The 13,767-nt window shown below is 55.8% G+C and carries 11 protein-coding genes; 8 read left to right on the forward strand and 3 right to left on the reverse strand.

The genetic code is table 11. The features are described from left to right. Positions 1-59 precede the first annotated feature (59 nt). Positions 60-1,373, forward strand: coding sequence for a citrate (Si)-synthase (locus tag GSUB_RS05645; protein WP_040199668.1), 1,314 nt, complete (start codon positions 60-62; stop codon positions 1,371-1,373). Positions 1,374-1,604: 231 nt separating this feature from the next. Here GSUB_RS05645 and GSUB_RS05650 read toward each other — a convergent pair whose 3' ends face one another. Then, positions 1,605-2,393 carry a class I SAM-dependent methyltransferase gene (locus tag GSUB_RS05650; protein ID WP_040199670.1) on the reverse strand — a complete coding sequence of 263 codons (789 nt, stop codon included), beginning with the start codon at positions 2,391-2,393 and terminating at the stop codon, positions 1,605-1,607. A gap of 93 nt (positions 2,394-2,486) precedes the next feature. On the opposite strand from GSUB_RS05650, the gene GSUB_RS05655 reads away from it, so the two are divergent. Together GSUB_RS05655 and GSUB_RS05660 are read left to right on the forward strand one after the other, a co-directional pair. Then, positions 2,487-3,437 (forward strand): aldo/keto reductase, encoded by a 951-nt coding sequence (locus GSUB_RS05655; RefSeq protein WP_040199672.1) that lies wholly within the window; start codon positions 2,487-2,489, stop codon positions 3,435-3,437. 250 nt (positions 3,438-3,687) lie between these two features. Continuing rightward, positions 3,688-4,680: a permease gene (locus GSUB_RS05660; RefSeq protein ID WP_052464605.1), complete on the forward strand. Its 993-nt coding sequence runs from the start codon at positions 3,688-3,690 to the stop codon at positions 4,678-4,680. 13 nt (positions 4,681-4,693) lie between these two features. Here GSUB_RS05660 and GSUB_RS05665 read toward each other — a convergent pair whose 3' ends face one another. Beyond that, complete coding sequence (locus GSUB_RS05665) at positions 4,694-5,359, reverse strand: hypothetical protein (RefSeq protein WP_052464607.1); 666 nt, start codon at positions 5,357-5,359, stop codon at positions 4,694-4,696. 188 nt (positions 5,360-5,547) lie between these two features. Here GSUB_RS05665 and GSUB_RS05670 point away from each other — a divergent pair, with 188 nt between their 5' ends. Continuing rightward, positions 5,548-6,741 carry a class I SAM-dependent rRNA methyltransferase gene (locus GSUB_RS05670; protein WP_040199674.1) on the forward strand — a complete coding sequence of 398 codons (1,194 nt, stop codon included), beginning with the start codon at positions 5,548-5,550 and terminating at the stop codon, positions 6,739-6,741. Between the two features lie 102 nt (positions 6,742-6,843). On the opposite strand, the gene GSUB_RS05675 is transcribed toward GSUB_RS05670, so the two are convergent. After that, positions 6,844-8,223 carry a tetrathionate reductase family octaheme c-type cytochrome gene (locus tag GSUB_RS05675; protein ID WP_040199676.1) on the reverse strand — a complete coding sequence of 460 codons (1,380 nt, stop codon included), beginning with the start codon at positions 8,221-8,223 and terminating at the stop codon, positions 6,844-6,846. Positions 8,224-8,542: 319 nt separating this feature from the next. Between GSUB_RS05675 and fabI the strand changes: the two genes are divergently transcribed. From fabI to GSUB_RS05695, 4 genes are all read left to right on the forward strand, one after another. Continuing rightward, positions 8,543-9,313, forward strand: a complete 771-nt coding sequence (gene fabI, locus GSUB_RS05680; protein WP_040199678.1) for an enoyl-ACP reductase FabI — start codon at positions 8,543-8,545, stop codon at positions 9,311-9,313. Between the two features lie 73 nt (positions 9,314-9,386). Continuing rightward, on the forward strand, positions 9,387-11,045 hold the full coding sequence (gene hflX / locus GSUB_RS05685; protein WP_040199680.1) for a GTPase HflX: 1,659 nt from the start codon (positions 9,387-9,389) through the stop codon (positions 11,043-11,045). A 129-nt stretch (positions 11,046-11,174) separates the two neighbouring features. Further along, positions 11,175-12,884: a LysM peptidoglycan-binding domain-containing protein gene (locus tag GSUB_RS05690; protein ID WP_052464609.1), complete on the forward strand. Its 1,710-nt coding sequence runs from the start codon at positions 11,175-11,177 to the stop codon at positions 12,882-12,884. Beyond that, entirely contained in the window at positions 12,877-13,641 is a 765-nt protein-coding gene (locus GSUB_RS05695; protein WP_040199682.1) for a hypothetical protein, read from the forward strand. The genes GSUB_RS05690 and GSUB_RS05695 overlap by 8 nt, the downstream gene beginning before the upstream one ends. Positions 13,642-13,767: the final 126 nt, after the last annotated feature.

Consider the following 13,767-nt stretch of genomic DNA (forward strand, 5'->3'; position numbering starts at 1 on the left):
TAGAGGCTGAGTCGATGGGAAGTTCCCATCGCAATTTAAAATGGAAAAGGAGAGAGAGTATGGCGACTTTGAAGGAAACTCTGTTAAAGAAGATCCAGGAGCACCGTCCTCGCACCACCCGTCTGGTCAAAGAATTCGGCGATGTGAAAATCGGTGAGGTAACCATCGCTCAGGCCATTGGTGGTGCACGCGGCGTCAAGTGCCTTGTGACCGACATCTCCTATCTTGACCCCATGGAAGGTATTCGCTTCCGCGGGATGACAATTCCTGAGACTTTTGAAGCTCTGCCCAAGGTCCCCGGTTCCGAATACCCCTATGTGGAAGGTTTCTGGTACCTGCTGCTGACCGGTGACGTTCCGACCGACGCCCAGGTGCAGGAAGTTGTCGAAGACTGGAAAGCCCGTGCTCAGGTTCCCGAGTATGTCTTTGACGTGCTGCGCACCATGCCCCGCGACACCCATCCCATGACCATGTTCTCCGCTGCTATCCTTGCTATGCAGCGTGAATCCGTCTTTGCCAAGAAATATGCTGAAGGCATCAGCAAGATGGATTACTGGGATCCGATGTATGAAGACTGCAGTACTCTGATGGCCCGTCTGCCCCAGATCGCTGCCTACATCTACCGCATGAAGTACAAGGGAGATACCCCCATCGCTCCCGATCCCGACCTCGACATGGGCGGCAACTTTGCTCACATGATGGGCATTGACAAGCCTTATGATGATGTTGCCCGCATGTACTTCATCCTGCACTCCGATCATGAGTCCGGCAACGTGTCTGCGCACACCACCCACCTGGTGGCTTCCGCACTGTCCGATGCCTATTACAGCCTCTCTGCCGGCATCAACGGTCTGGCAGGCCCGCTGCATGGTCTGGCAAACCAGGAAGTTCTCCGCTGGACTCAGGACTTCATGAAAAAGCTCGGCGGCGAAGTGCCCACCAAGGAAGGGCTCGAAAAAGCTCTGTGGGACACCCTCAACAGCGGTCAGGTCATCCCCGGCTACGGTCATGCTGTTCTGCGCAAGACCGACCCCCGCTACACCGCTCAGCGTGAGTTCTGCCTGAAGACCCCCGGTCTCAAGGATTACCCGCTGTTCCAGCTGGTCAGCATGATTTTCGAAGTGGCTCCTGACGTTCTGCAGCAGCATGGCAAGGCTAAGAACCCCTGGCCGAACGTCGACGCCCAGTCCGGTGTTATCCAGTGGTACTATGGCGTGACCGAGTATGACTTCTACACCGTTCTGTTCGGTGTTGGCCGCGCCCTCGGTGTTCTCGCCAACATCACTTGGGACCGCGCTCTCGGCTATGCTATCGAGCGTCCCAAGTCCGTTACCACCGATATGCTGGAAGAAGCAGCCGGTATCAAGAAGTAATCTGCGAACACGGCAGAGATTTCCATTACATTTTCATCTGATGAATTGGCGGGGTGCCCTGAAAAGGGTGCCCCGTTTTTTAATGTTTTTGGGAAAAGTCTCTTTTTAGAATGCAAAAAGCCCCTCCAGTATAGTTAGGCGGGGCTTTTTGCATTTGTCGGGTGCTTATAATGTCTTGCGGAATTTTGCGGTGAAGTAATCCTGTTCTTCAGGTTGGCCGCCAGGACATTGCTATTTCTTTTCCGGTCGACGGCCGAACAGCAGAAGCTTTTGGTCGGTGTAGCTTTCCACTTCCCCTGCGAAAGTTTCAATCTGAAAATAGTCATGGACCTTCTGCGGTGCATCGATAAAATACTTGTTGAGGCGCTGAACTCCTTGTCTGTCGAGGCCCGAGCGCTTAGCCCATGTGATGAAATCATGGGTTTTGGGGAACTTCTGGGTCTGCAGGTCGATGAAGCCGGCCTCTTTCGCCATGGCGAGCCACTGGTCTTCAGTGAACGCCTGCACATGGGTAGGGTCGCGCATCTTTTCCATTGTCTGGTAGAAATCTGCAATCTCAGGATCTTCCGGCAGCAGAGTATCGATGATGACCATACGCCCTCCGCGGCGTAGGACACGGAAAAATTCGCGCAAAGCCTGGGGCACGTCGGGAAAATGGTGCGGTGCGATGCGGCAGGTGAGGATGGTGAAAGATCCTGCGGGGAAGGGCAGATCCTCGGCATCGGCCTCGCGGAAAGTGATGTTTTCCACGCCCCCCTCTTCGCTGATGAACTCCTGTGCTTTTTTGAGAATCTGCATGGTAAGGTCCGAGGCGACTACGCTGCGGACTTTTGGGGCAAAGAATAAAGATGTATGTCCTCCGCCGGTTGCGACATCGAGCATGAGATCATCTGTGGTCGGATTTAACAGGCGGGCTGCTTCAGCCAGGTCGTCTCCATGCGCGAAGCCTTCGTCGTGGACATAACGGTCGGCTGTCCGTGCGAACTGTTCTTTTACTTTTTCCTTAAACCCCTTGTCCATGGAGTCTCTCCTGATTTACTGTGTAGTGATGGCAAGGATCTGGTAAGCAGGTTTTCTGCCAAACGTATAGTAGATAAAGAACGGGAGCATAGCATGAAACAGACGGAATTGGGAAGCACTGGTTTGCGCGTCACCCCCCTTGTCTTCGGCTCGCTGCCTCTGGGACCGCTGCAGGCTGATCTCGATCCGCGTGAAGGCGGACGGCTGATCCGCCATGCGCTCGATTGCGGCATCAATATGGTGGACACTGCAGAGCTTTACGGTACCTATGCGCATATACGCGAGGGGCTTGCCGGGTTATCAAACCTTCCGGTCCTTGCCAGTAAAACTCATGCAACCACCGCCGAAGATGCCCGTCAGCATGTTGAAAATGCTCTGCGGGGTATAGGGGTTGAGCGGCTTGATATCGTGCACATTCATGGCGCCCGCCTCAGCGATCCTTTCAATGAAAGGGCCGAGGTTCTCGAAGAACTGCAGCGTATGCGCGCAGAGGGGCTTATCGGCCATATTGGACTTTCCACCCATTATATCTGTGCGGTTCGTGCCGCGGCAGATCATCCTGAGATTGAAGTTATTCATCCCTTGATCAACCGCGGTGGCATGGGGATTCTGGATGGCTCGGCAGAAGAGATGGCTGCGGCCATCTCCTACGCGGCGGCCAGGGGCAAGGGGATCTATGCCATGAAAGCTCTGGCAGGCGGCAACCTCATATCCAGCGCTCGCACCAGTCTTGGCTACGTCCGCAGGCTTGACGGCGTACATGCGGTCGCCGTCGGCATGCTCGCCCGTGAAGAGATCGAGGCCAATATCGCTCTCTTTGATCAGCGGGCCGAAGATGAAACCCTCTGGCGGGCGTTGGAAAGCAGGCGACGCCACCTCAAAATCATGGCGAATTTCTGCAAGGGGTGCGGTGCCTGTGTGGATGCCTGTACGAATGACGCATTGCGGCTTGTTGATGGCAAGGCCGAGATCATCGAGGAAAATTGCATTCTTTGCGGGTATTGTGCGGCGGCCTGTCCCGAATTTATTATCCGGGTGGTCTAATGTGCTGCCCTGAGATTGTGTGTCTTTTGGCTGCGTATTTTTTCTGAACGACCTCTGGAATAAAGATTGCTAGAGCCCCGTGGAGTTGGAAGTGTCCGGTCCTCCACGGGGTATTTTATTGCCTCCGCAAAGGGGTTGAACGACAATTGTGGCGAAAATCTGTCCAGCACGGCGATCTGCGTGACAGATAATGATTCGATGCCTGTCCGATGCGGGCAGGCAGGATCTTATGCGAAGGAGTCAGGTGTAAATGGAAAACTGGGATGTGATGTTGGCCGAACTGGGGCTTAAACTGTGGCGTGAATTGCTTTATATCCTGCCGTATCTTGCCATCGGTGTTTTTCTCGAAGCCGTAATCCGCACGTTTAAATGGCATGTGCGCATTCGCAAGGCGCTGACCCGCTTCGGCCTGATCTCTATCGTATTCGCCACCCTGCTTGGAGCCATAAGCCCCCTTTGCGCCTGTGCAACGCTGCCGCTGGTTATCTCTCTGCTGCTGGCCGGGCTGCCTTTGGCGCCGGCGGTCTCCCTGCTGGTGACCTCGCCGTTGATGAGCCCCGCATCCTATACCATGCTCTCAGGCATGCTGGGGCTGGGATGGGCCAACATGGTGCTGCTTTCCGCGATCTTTCTCGGCCTTTTCGCCGGTTATCTGACGCACTGGCTGCGCGACTTCGGATTTTCCGAAGATGTTATTTTCAAGAAAAAACTTCCTGAAGGCGATTTCCACGACCCCGATTATCCCGTCGAAGAGCTGCGCTGTGAATGCGGCAAGCAGCTGTCGCACCGGGTCGATCGCTGCACTCACAACAAATTCCTTGTTTTTCTGGCCAAATTCTGGGAAGGGGCGATCAAGATCGGTAAATTCGCCATGATCGGCCTTATTATTGAAGTGGTGGTCACCTCTTTTGTCCCCAATCAGTGGATTATCAATCTGCTCTCCGGGGAAGGGTTGGCTCCGATTTTTACCCTGACTTTCGCAACAATCCCCCTGCACCTTCCCCAGGTGACGGCGGCGTCGATGATCTTCGGCTTTTTTCTGCCGGATCCCGGTGAGGCGATTGCTCTGGCCAAGGGGCCGGGTATTGCCATGCTGGTCGGGGGGCCGGTGACGGCTTTGCCGGTTATGGGGGTTTTTATCTCCATGTTCCGCCCGCGAGTTGTTTTGCTCTATCTGGCTCTATGTGTCACCGGGACCTTGTTTCTGGCTCTGACGCTGCGCGTGCTGCCGATTTCACTGTGATCCGGCACCAGTTTTATTCCTCCTGGTTCTCCTGCTCTTGCTCCTGTTGTGCTTCCTGCAGGCGCTGCTCAAGCCACTGCGCCAGTTCATGGACCGGGCTGTCCGCACCCTCCGGAAGATCCTCCAGGGACCGCAGGCCGATTTCCAGGCGTCTTGCTGCCTGCAGGCAGGCCCGGTAGTGCAGGGCAGGGTCCTGGTCGGCGGTGTCCTGCGCTGCGGCGGTTTCCTTGAATTTTTTCAGAACGGTGGGATGGCTACGTTCTTCATCCACCACCGCCTTGCGTAAATCAGCATATTCCTCTTCTGAAAAGTTTTTTTCCTCCCGTGCCTGCCGCAACAGATCAATGGATCGATAATCGGGGAGAGGCGAGAGTCCCTCATGGCGCGCCAACACCTGAGGTTCGTTTTTTTCAAGAAAATGATAGGCCATCAGCAGTTTGTCGGCTGTAGCCTTGCGGATGCGGATCTCGCGGGAGCAGTAATCCTCGAAAACGGCATAGCCCCAGTTCTCAAAAAGTTTCTGTCGGCGCACTTCGGCAAGGCGTTCACCGAGTTCAGCCCATGAAGACTTGAAACGCTTGGCCGATTCAAGCGCGCGATATCGGTCGGAGCCGGGCTCGACTTCCTGCATGATCTGTTCTATTTGACGTTCCGCTTTCGATTTGACCTGTTCGTCCATTGTATAATGCTCCTTTGTGCAGACGCTATCTTGCCAGACGAGAGCTTAACACAGCAATGCTGGGCGGCAAAGAGTCTGGTCGATGTGTGCTATCGGTGGTAATCTCTGCCCTGCCGGCCTTTCTCTCATCAGGATTCAGATGGGGATGGCGTTGTTGTTGGTGAATACCTTTAGAAGGAGATTTTTACATGCTGCCTTCAGCTGTGGTCGGGCCTGAAACGGTCCGCATGTTGGAACTGGGCCATCCCTGGGTGATCGCAGATCGATATACACGCCGGTGGCCGAAAGGTCGCGCCGGCGATCTTGTTCTGCTGACGGACGAGAAGGGGCGAGCTCTGGGCTGTGCGCTGCGCGACCCCAGTGACAGGGTGGTGGCGCGGGTCATATCAGAAAAAGCGGTGAAGCTTGATCAATCCTGGTTTGAAGCGATGCTGCGTGACGCACTCATGCGGCGGCGTCATGCGGATCTCGGCGACACGACAGCCTATCGTCTGGTGAACGGGGAGGGGGACGATCTCTCCGGCGTGGTGATTGAATGCTACGGCGATTTTCTCCTGATTCAGCTCTACACCCAGGCGTGGGAGCCCTACCTCGACCGCATTGTCGCAGCGCTGGTGAAAGTGGTTGGGCCCCGCGGCATCTATCTCAAGACCAGACCGCGCCAGACGCGCAAGTTGGCGGCCGAAAATCGGGAAAATCGGCTGGGGCGCCATGTCTGGGGCGCCCAGGCCCGGTTCCCGTTGACGGTGCGGGAAAACGGCCTGAATTTTCTGGTCGACCTGGAAGAGGGGCTCCATACCGGGTTGTTCATGGATCAGCGTCATAACCGCGCAGACCTGATGAAGCGTATCGCAGGAGCGCATTTTCTGAACCTGTTCTGCTTCACCGGGGCATTTTCCGTTGCAGCAGCAGCTGCCGGAGCCGAGCATGTCGTCAGTGTGGACGCTTCTGCGACCTATCTCGATTGGGCGCGCCAGAATTTCAGAGCTAATGGTCTCGACCCGCAAGACCACGAATTCATTGCTGGTGATTGCTTTGCTGTGCTGGCCGAAGCCGTACGTGAAAACCGGCGCTTTGATGTGATCCTGATGGACCCTCCTTCCTTCTCGACGACCCGTAGCAGCCGTTTCACAACGCGAGGCGGCACCAGTGACCTGGTCGCCAGTGCCTTGCGATTGCTTTCTCCCGGAGGGTTGCTGATCTGTTCATCCAATCATCAGAAAATCGATTGGGCCGAATTTCTCAAGGAGATTCGTCGCGGAGCTCTGCAGGCCGGCAGTTCGCCTCGGGTTTTGTCCACCCGGGGTCAGCCTGAAGATTTCCCCTTTCCCGTGACATTCCCCGAAGGGCGCTATTTGAAATACGTGATGATGGAGAAATAGCCCCGGTTGTTACGGATAAAAAAAGGCCCGGCGTGGGGGCGCCGGGCCAAAACGTGAGCAAGGGAGTCAGGCTCACGGTCAAGATGTTGGTTTTACAAACGTTTACTTGAGGCGTGCGCTCTTGCCGGTGCGCAGCGGATCCCCTTCATAGCCAAGGGCTTTCCAGTCCAGGCGACCGTTGTCGCCGTGGCAATCCAGACAACCCAGGGACTGCTCTTTGGGGGACACCATGTGGTTGATGCTCCAGTACATCTTGGTGGAGGCAAAGTCATAGTTGCCGCTGTATTCGAGGCCGCTGGCCTCCATGCCGAGTTTGGCGGCGCTCTGCCAATCGAAGGTTTTCCAGTAACCGTCCTTGCCGAACACCTTCGGAGTGATCAGGTACTGATGTTCGGTGTCGTAGATCTGCTTGCCTGTGTGGACCTTGAAAGGTGAAATCTTGGCTTCAGGGTCGTTGATGTCGCCGAGAGGATAGCTCAACAGAGTCATCTCATCGGGGTTGATTTTATCCCCCGGGATATATGCGCCGCCGGTGCCGTTGTACCAGGCATACTCAGGCACGATATTCTTGTCCCAGGTGAAGTGACCCTTCTTTTTCATATAAGTCGGCTTGCCATGCTCGTCCTTTGCCTCCTCAAGATCCTGCCCGGCGGTTGACCAATCCCAGGAGGTTTTGGTGGGGATTTGCTTGGCAAAGGTCGGGATGTGACAGGTCTGACAGGCTACAGCCGCCGTGTGGTCATTGAGCAGGCTTTCGGCGTGCGGGTCGGCGTGACAGCTTTCACAGCCGATGTGGGTCTGGTTGGAGGGGGAAACAACCATGGCGTTGCCGCTGATCTCGTGATTCTCGGTCGCGTGGCAGGTCTGGCAGGTGAAGTCGTTGCCTTCTACAGCCATATGCACATCTGTTTCCCGTTCGGGATAATCGATCGATGAATCAAGGTCGCCGTGTTTGACCGCATCGCCGCCGCCACCGAAGAAGTGGCAGGACCCGCAGTTGAAGCGGCTGGGGGTGCCGACATTTTTTGCGACATAGACCAGGTCAACAACTTCATCGGGGTGGCCCGCACCGGTGGCGGTTTTCTTGTAGGTCCCTGTCGTGTCATGGCATACAAGGCAGTCGACCTTGGTTTTATCGGTAAAATCGAAACTGGCGTCTTCCCAGCCGTAGCCGATATGGCAGCTGGTGCAGCGCGGCCAGTTGCTGTCAATGGAGACACAGAAGTTATTGATGGCGTTTTTTTTGCCGCGGTCGACTTCTTTGCCATTGATGGTCTGCTTCAGGTTCCAGTTCCAGTGGCTGGTTTTCATGACGTCTGTGGCTGCGTCCTCGTGGCAGTTCAGGCAAGCTGCAGTCACTTCCGGTCCGCTGTTGAGCGGTCCGCTGATATAGTTTTCGTGACCGGCCAGAGCGGTCAGCGGAATGGTGAGGAGCATGAGGACGAAAAGTCCCAAGCTCTTCCTGGGCTGTTTCCCTTTCATTTCATTGCCTCCATAATGCTGCGGGCGGGCATGGCCTGATCCCGTGAAAGTAGTGATTCATAATGATTTTTATTTTTTCTTTGGCCCCCATGCGGACGTGTCCAGATGAGTATCAAACATTTGGAAAACATACAATATAAAAAATTGAATGTTCATATAAGCAAAACTTATGGGGTGTTTAAATACTTGCCTTAGTTTATTGTTTTTGTTAAAAATGCCTATTCGGCTGTTCGTCTTCAGCAACTGATTGAAATGTGCATTTCCCGCTTAGATTCAGTTGCGGCGGCAGGCGAGAATACCAAGGAGGATATAAAGAATAATGGGATTTCTTGAAGGAAAGCGCGGCATTATTTTCGGTGTCGCCAACGATAAGAGTATTGCCTGGGGGATCGCCCGGGCTCTGCGCGATGCCGGCGCCGAGTTGGCCTTTACCTATTTGAACGAAGCGCTGGAGAAGCGCGTCAGACCTCTTGCCGAGAGTCTCGGATCGTCGCTGGTGCTGCCGTGCGATGTTCAGAAAGATTCGGATATCGAAGCGGTCTTTGGCGAGCTTGAAAAAGCCTGGGGCAAGCTTGATTTTGTGGTTCATTCCGTGGCGTTTGCCCACCGTGATGACCTCAAGCGACCTTTCAGCCAGACTTCTCGCGAGGGATTCTCCCTGGCTATGGACATCAGCGCCTACTCTCTTCTGCCGATCAGTCGCTATGCCGCGCCCTTGATGAAAGAGGGGGGCAGTATCGTCACTATGACTTACCTTGGGGCGCAGAAGGCGGTTCCCAATTACAATGTCATGGGGGTCGCCAAGGCTGCTCTGGAGGCCTCTGTCCGCTATCTGGCCGCAGAGCTGGGGCCTGAAGGTATTCGGGTCAACGCCGTTTCGGCCGGTCCGATCAAAACCCTTGCAGCCTCGGGGATCGGCCAGTTCAAGGAAAAGCTCAAGCTGATGGATGATTTTGCGCCTCTGCGACGCACCGTCACGCAGGAGGAAGTCGGGAAATCGGCTCTTTATCTGGTATCCGACCTTTCCAGCGGCGTGACCGGCGAGGTCCATTTTGTTGATGCCGGATTCAACGTGATCGTTAACGCTTGAACCCGGCATGACGCATGCTGATCCAACGGGGCCCTGGAGGCCCCGTTTTTTTCTCGGAAGGAGGTGAGGCTGCGTGCTTGACGGCAACCTGACCGGACTCAAGCCCAGCCAGATCAAGGCTCTTGAGCGGGTTCACAAGCGACGCACCGCTGCCGATCAGGTCATTGGAGCGGATCTGGCCCGCTTTCTGACGGAATTATCGGGCGAGATTCGTCGCCAGCTTGCAGTTCTGATCGACCGCCAGGGCACGGTCGTGCATGTCATCGTCGGCGACGATCGTGAAATCGTTATCCCCGATCTGTCGCGCTACCGCTTGGGTCGCAGCGGCCTGCGCGGGTTGCGCTGCATCCATACTCATCTTGGTGGTGAGCCCCTGTCCCAGGATGACTTGACCGACCTTGCCCTGCTGCGTCTGGATCTGATGGCTGCGATTGCCGTTGGTGCGCACGGTCTTCCCGGACGCATCGATTACGCCCATCTGCTGCCTCCAACCCCCGAAGGAAAAGGGGTTGAGCTGCTCAGCGCGCCTTCCGTACATGACCTCCACCTCGACTTCCCTCACTTTATCTCGTCCCTTGAGTCCGAGATGGAGCGCAAGATGGGGGAAACTTTCGACCTCTCCGACCCCCGCGAAAAAGCGATTCTCATTTCGGCCGGCCGTGAACCGCGGGCTGAACTGGAAGATTCTCTTTCCGAACTTGCCGAACTTGCCCGAACCGCTGACGTGGTGGTGCTGGACCAGGTGGTGCAGCGTACCCAGAAAATTCACCCCCGATTTCTGATGGGGGAGGGGAAGCTCAAGGAGGTCATCATTCGCGCCCTGCAGCAGGGGGCGACCCTGCTGATTTTTGATCAGGAGCTTTCGCCTGGGCAGGCGCGGGCGATCGGCGCCATGACCGAAATGAAGGTTATCGATCGGTCTCAGCTGATTCTCGACATTTTTGCCCGGCGGGCTCATACCCTGGACGGCAAGGTGCAGGTTGAGCTGGCGCAACTCAAATACATCATGCCGCGCCTGCTCGGCAAAGGCACATCCATGTCCCGCCTGATGGGTGGTCTTGGCGGCCGCGGGCCGGGTGAAACCAAGCTCGAGATTGATCGCCGCCGCATTCGAGACCGGATCACCCGCCTGGAAAAACAGCTGGCGTCACTGTCCAAGGGGCGTCGGCAACGACGCCAGCGGCGCATCCGTTCCCAGCTCCCCATTATTTCCATTGTGGGTTATACCAATGCGGGCAAATCAACGCTTCTCAATGCCCTCACTCAAAGCGCCGTATTTACGGAAGATCTCCTGTTCGCCACTCTGGATACCTCCTCACGCCGGTTGCGGTTTCCGCAGGAGCGTGAAGTCATTATTACCGACACCGTAGGGTTTATCCGCAAACTGCCCAAGAGTCTTCTGGGGGCCTTCAAAGCCACTCTGGAGGAGCTTGAAGACGCGGATCTGCTTCTGCATGTGGTCGATATTTCCGATCCGCGTTTCGAGGAGCAGATTGTTGCCGTGGAGCGCATCTTGCAGGACCTTGATCTTGGCACTTTGCCGCGGCAGCTGGTTTTTAACAAAACCGACAAGGTTTCATCGCAGGAAGTTGCGGCCTTATGCCGTCGCTTCAATGCCATTGGCGTCAGTGCCCTCGATCGGAGCAGTTTCAATCCAATGCTTGCGGAACTTGAATCGCGCTTCTGGCCGGGAGAGGCGGACGATGCGCTGCATGAGCATTCCGAGCCGTAAATTAAATTCAATTGGGAAGCTTGGCGACACCACCGGCCTCTTCCTCTCCAATGGCCCAGCCCTGCTTGCCCTGTCACTTTAACTGTCGGGCACGCTGTCCCTCTTCGTCTAAATTCCAGGGAATTAGTAATGAAAAAATGTCTGTTTCTTATCCTGCCGCTGATCTGTTGTGGTTGTTCTGTGCCGTCCTTCTGGTTTTTCGACCTGAACCGCGAGGCCTTAATCACTGACGGGGAGAAAAGCGTGGCTTATGCCTCCCAGGATGCTGCCGTAAAGTCGGATCAATCGGGGTTGCCGCTGATTGATCCGGATTATCCGGCAGAAAAGACTGACAGTATCTCCAGTGAAGTGCTTTGGGCCCAGGAAAATCCTGGTGGTGAAAAGACTTCCGAAATCAGTCGCGAAACTGCCGAAGATATTGCATTGCTGGAGACTGCTCCCGTTTTTGAACAGGGGGAAGGCAATACGGTGGCGCGCGATGAGATCGTTTTTGACTTCCCCGTGGTCGAAAACGATCGTGTACGCTATTTCATCGATCTCTACAGCGGTAATGCCCGTGGCACCTTTAAACGCTGGCTTGAACGCTCCGGGCGTTACCTGCCCATGATGCGTGATATTTTTTCCCAGTACGACCTGCCGTTGGACCTGACCTACCTCGCCATGATTGAATCCGGTTTCACTGACCGCGCCTATAGTTGGGCCCATGCGGCCGGGCCGTGGCAGTTTATCGAGAGTACCGGCCGTGTTTACGATCTTCATGTCGACTGGTGGCTGGATGAGCGACGGGATCCTGAGAAGGCGACCCATGCCGCCGCTCGCTTTCTCAGGGACATGTATGAATTTTTCGATGGTGACTGGTACCTTGCAGTCGCCTCCTACAACGCGGGCATGGGTAAGATTCAGCGCGCCATTGAGATGTATGACAGCAGAGATTTCTGGGAAATATCGCGTGGCAAATATCTCCAGGAAGAGACCAAGCACTATCTGCCCAAGCTGCTGGCCGCACTGACGATCGCCAAGCAGCCGGAGAAATATGGTTTCACCGATCTGGATTACCACGAGCCCCTGACGTATGACGTGGTCGAGGTATCAACGGCTACCGATCTTGAGCTGGTGGCGGAATTGTGCGGCGTTTCCTACGAGGAGATTAAAAAGCTCAATCCTGAACTCAAACGCTGGTCTACGCCTCCGGCCGCGGATAAGCATTCTCTGCGTCTGCCGCCCGGCAGCAGCGAGCCGTTTCTGGAAAAATTCCTGCAGATTCCGGTCGCTGAACGTGCCCGCTACAAGCGCCATGAGGTTGTGTCCGGAGACACCCTGCTTAGGATTGCCAAACGGCACGGGATTCAGGTCGACGACATTGTTCGTCTCAATAAGATCAGCAATCCGCGGGCTCTGAAGATCGGGTCCACCCTGATTCTGCCCCTGCGGCAAGGCTACACCAGCCGTCCCCTGGATGAGCTCGAGGACGATTATGTCCGTTCCTACCGCCGGAGCTATACAGTGCGCGAAGGGGACAGCCTGTGGAAAATATCCCGTAGATTCGAGGTCAGCGAGAAGCAGCTGCGCGTCTGGAATAAACTTGGGTGGAGCAATCTGCTGCGCCCCGGTCAGAAATTGGTTGTCTCTGCGGCAGGGGCCAAGTCGAACCGCAGCAACCGCCAACCGACCAAACAGCTGGTTTACGAAGTCAAATCGGGAGATACCCTGTGGGATATCGGCCAGCGATACAATGTCGGCACCCGGGAGATCATGAACTGGAATAATCTGGATCATGATCATGTGCTGCGTCCCGGCGACAGTCTGACCCTTATGGTCGCTCCGGGGCACAGTGGCTGAAGTCGAACGCTGCATCTTTTCGGCCGCCTTTGATGGAGAACTCCCCGCGGAGGTAGGCAGGGTCTATCTCGGTGCGGAATTCTGCTGTTGGCTGGTCCCGCCTGCGCGCCAGCTGGTTTCCGAGATTGCGTCGGTTCATCATCTCGGTCGACCGGTCTCGGTTGTTCTGCCTGTCCTCAATGAATTTTTTCTGCCGCAGCTGCAAACAGCTCTGTCCACCCTTTGTCCGTTTCTGAAAGACGACGACGAGATCGTGATTTCGGATTGGGGTGCCCTGGACCCGGTGCGCAGCTGTTGTCCAGGTGTTGAGGTGGTTGCCGGACGTGTTCTTTCCGGGCAGAAGCGCGGGCCCCAGGCACTGTCTCTCGATGAGTCCAGTGATACCGCCGGTTACTTTCGTCGCAGTCGTTGGCACAGTGAGGCGATGGCGGCAATGTTGAGGGATCTTGGAATTTTCAGGGTCGAACTCGACAACCCTGGCCAGGGAGTGGCCCCCTTGCCGCCAGGTCTGCGGGGAACGCTGCATACGCCTTATGCCTTTGTCACTTCCAGCCGTAATTGCCCCTGGCGGACTTCCGGTTCCACCGCCGCCTGCAGGGGGCCTTGTGGCGAGGTTTTCCGCCTCGATGCGGCACCGCTTGAGGCCCCTCTGCTGCAGCGTGGCAATACTCAGTTTGTGGAAAAAAGGGGGCTGCCTGCCGATCCCTCCTCTCTCGGAATCGACCGCGTGGTTTTTCATCCGTCTCTGCCACGCTGAGCGCTCTGCCCCATCCAGCGGAAGTTTTTGACATTTCAGGGGGGGATTGCTAAACTCACTCACCCTGAATTCCGTTGTATGCCCTGAGGCGGAATTCCCATCATCCACGCCGAAAGGACACGCTTT

This window comes from Geoalkalibacter subterraneus (assembly GCF_000827125.1).
GTDB lineage: Bacteria > Desulfobacterota > Desulfuromonadia > Desulfuromonadales > Geoalkalibacteraceae > Geoalkalibacter_A > Geoalkalibacter_A subterraneus.

Bases quoted from the DNA above. Each gene is read 5' to 3' on its own strand.
- GSUB_RS05655 (WP_040199672.1), top strand. From the start codon at position 2,487: ATGAAACAGACGGAATTGGGAAGCACTGGTTTGCGCGTCACCCCCCTT.
- GSUB_RS05675 (WP_040199676.1), bottom strand. From the start codon at position 8,223: ATGAAAGGGAAACAGCCCAGGAAGAGCTTGGGACTTTTCGTCCTCATG.
- GSUB_RS05650 (WP_040199670.1), bottom strand. From the start codon at position 2,393: ATGGACAAGGGGTTTAAGGAAAAAGTAAAAGAACAGTTCGCACGGACA.
- GSUB_RS05690 (WP_052464609.1), top strand. From the start codon at position 11,175: ATGAAAAAATGTCTGTTTCTTATCCTGCCGCTGATCTGTTGTGGTTGT.
- GSUB_RS05645 (WP_040199668.1), top strand. From the start codon at position 60: ATGGCGACTTTGAAGGAAACTCTGTTAAAGAAGATCCAGGAGCACCGT.
- GSUB_RS05670 (WP_040199674.1), top strand. From the start codon at position 5,548: ATGCTGCCTTCAGCTGTGGTCGGGCCTGAAACGGTCCGCATGTTGGAA.
- fabI (WP_040199678.1), top strand. From the start codon at position 8,543: ATGGGATTTCTTGAAGGAAAGCGCGGCATTATTTTCGGTGTCGCCAAC.
- GSUB_RS05665 (WP_052464607.1), bottom strand. From the start codon at position 5,359: ATGGACGAACAGGTCAAATCGAAAGCGGAACGTCAAATAGAACAGATC.
- GSUB_RS05660 (WP_052464605.1), top strand. From the start codon at position 3,688: ATGGAAAACTGGGATGTGATGTTGGCCGAACTGGGGCTTAAACTGTGG.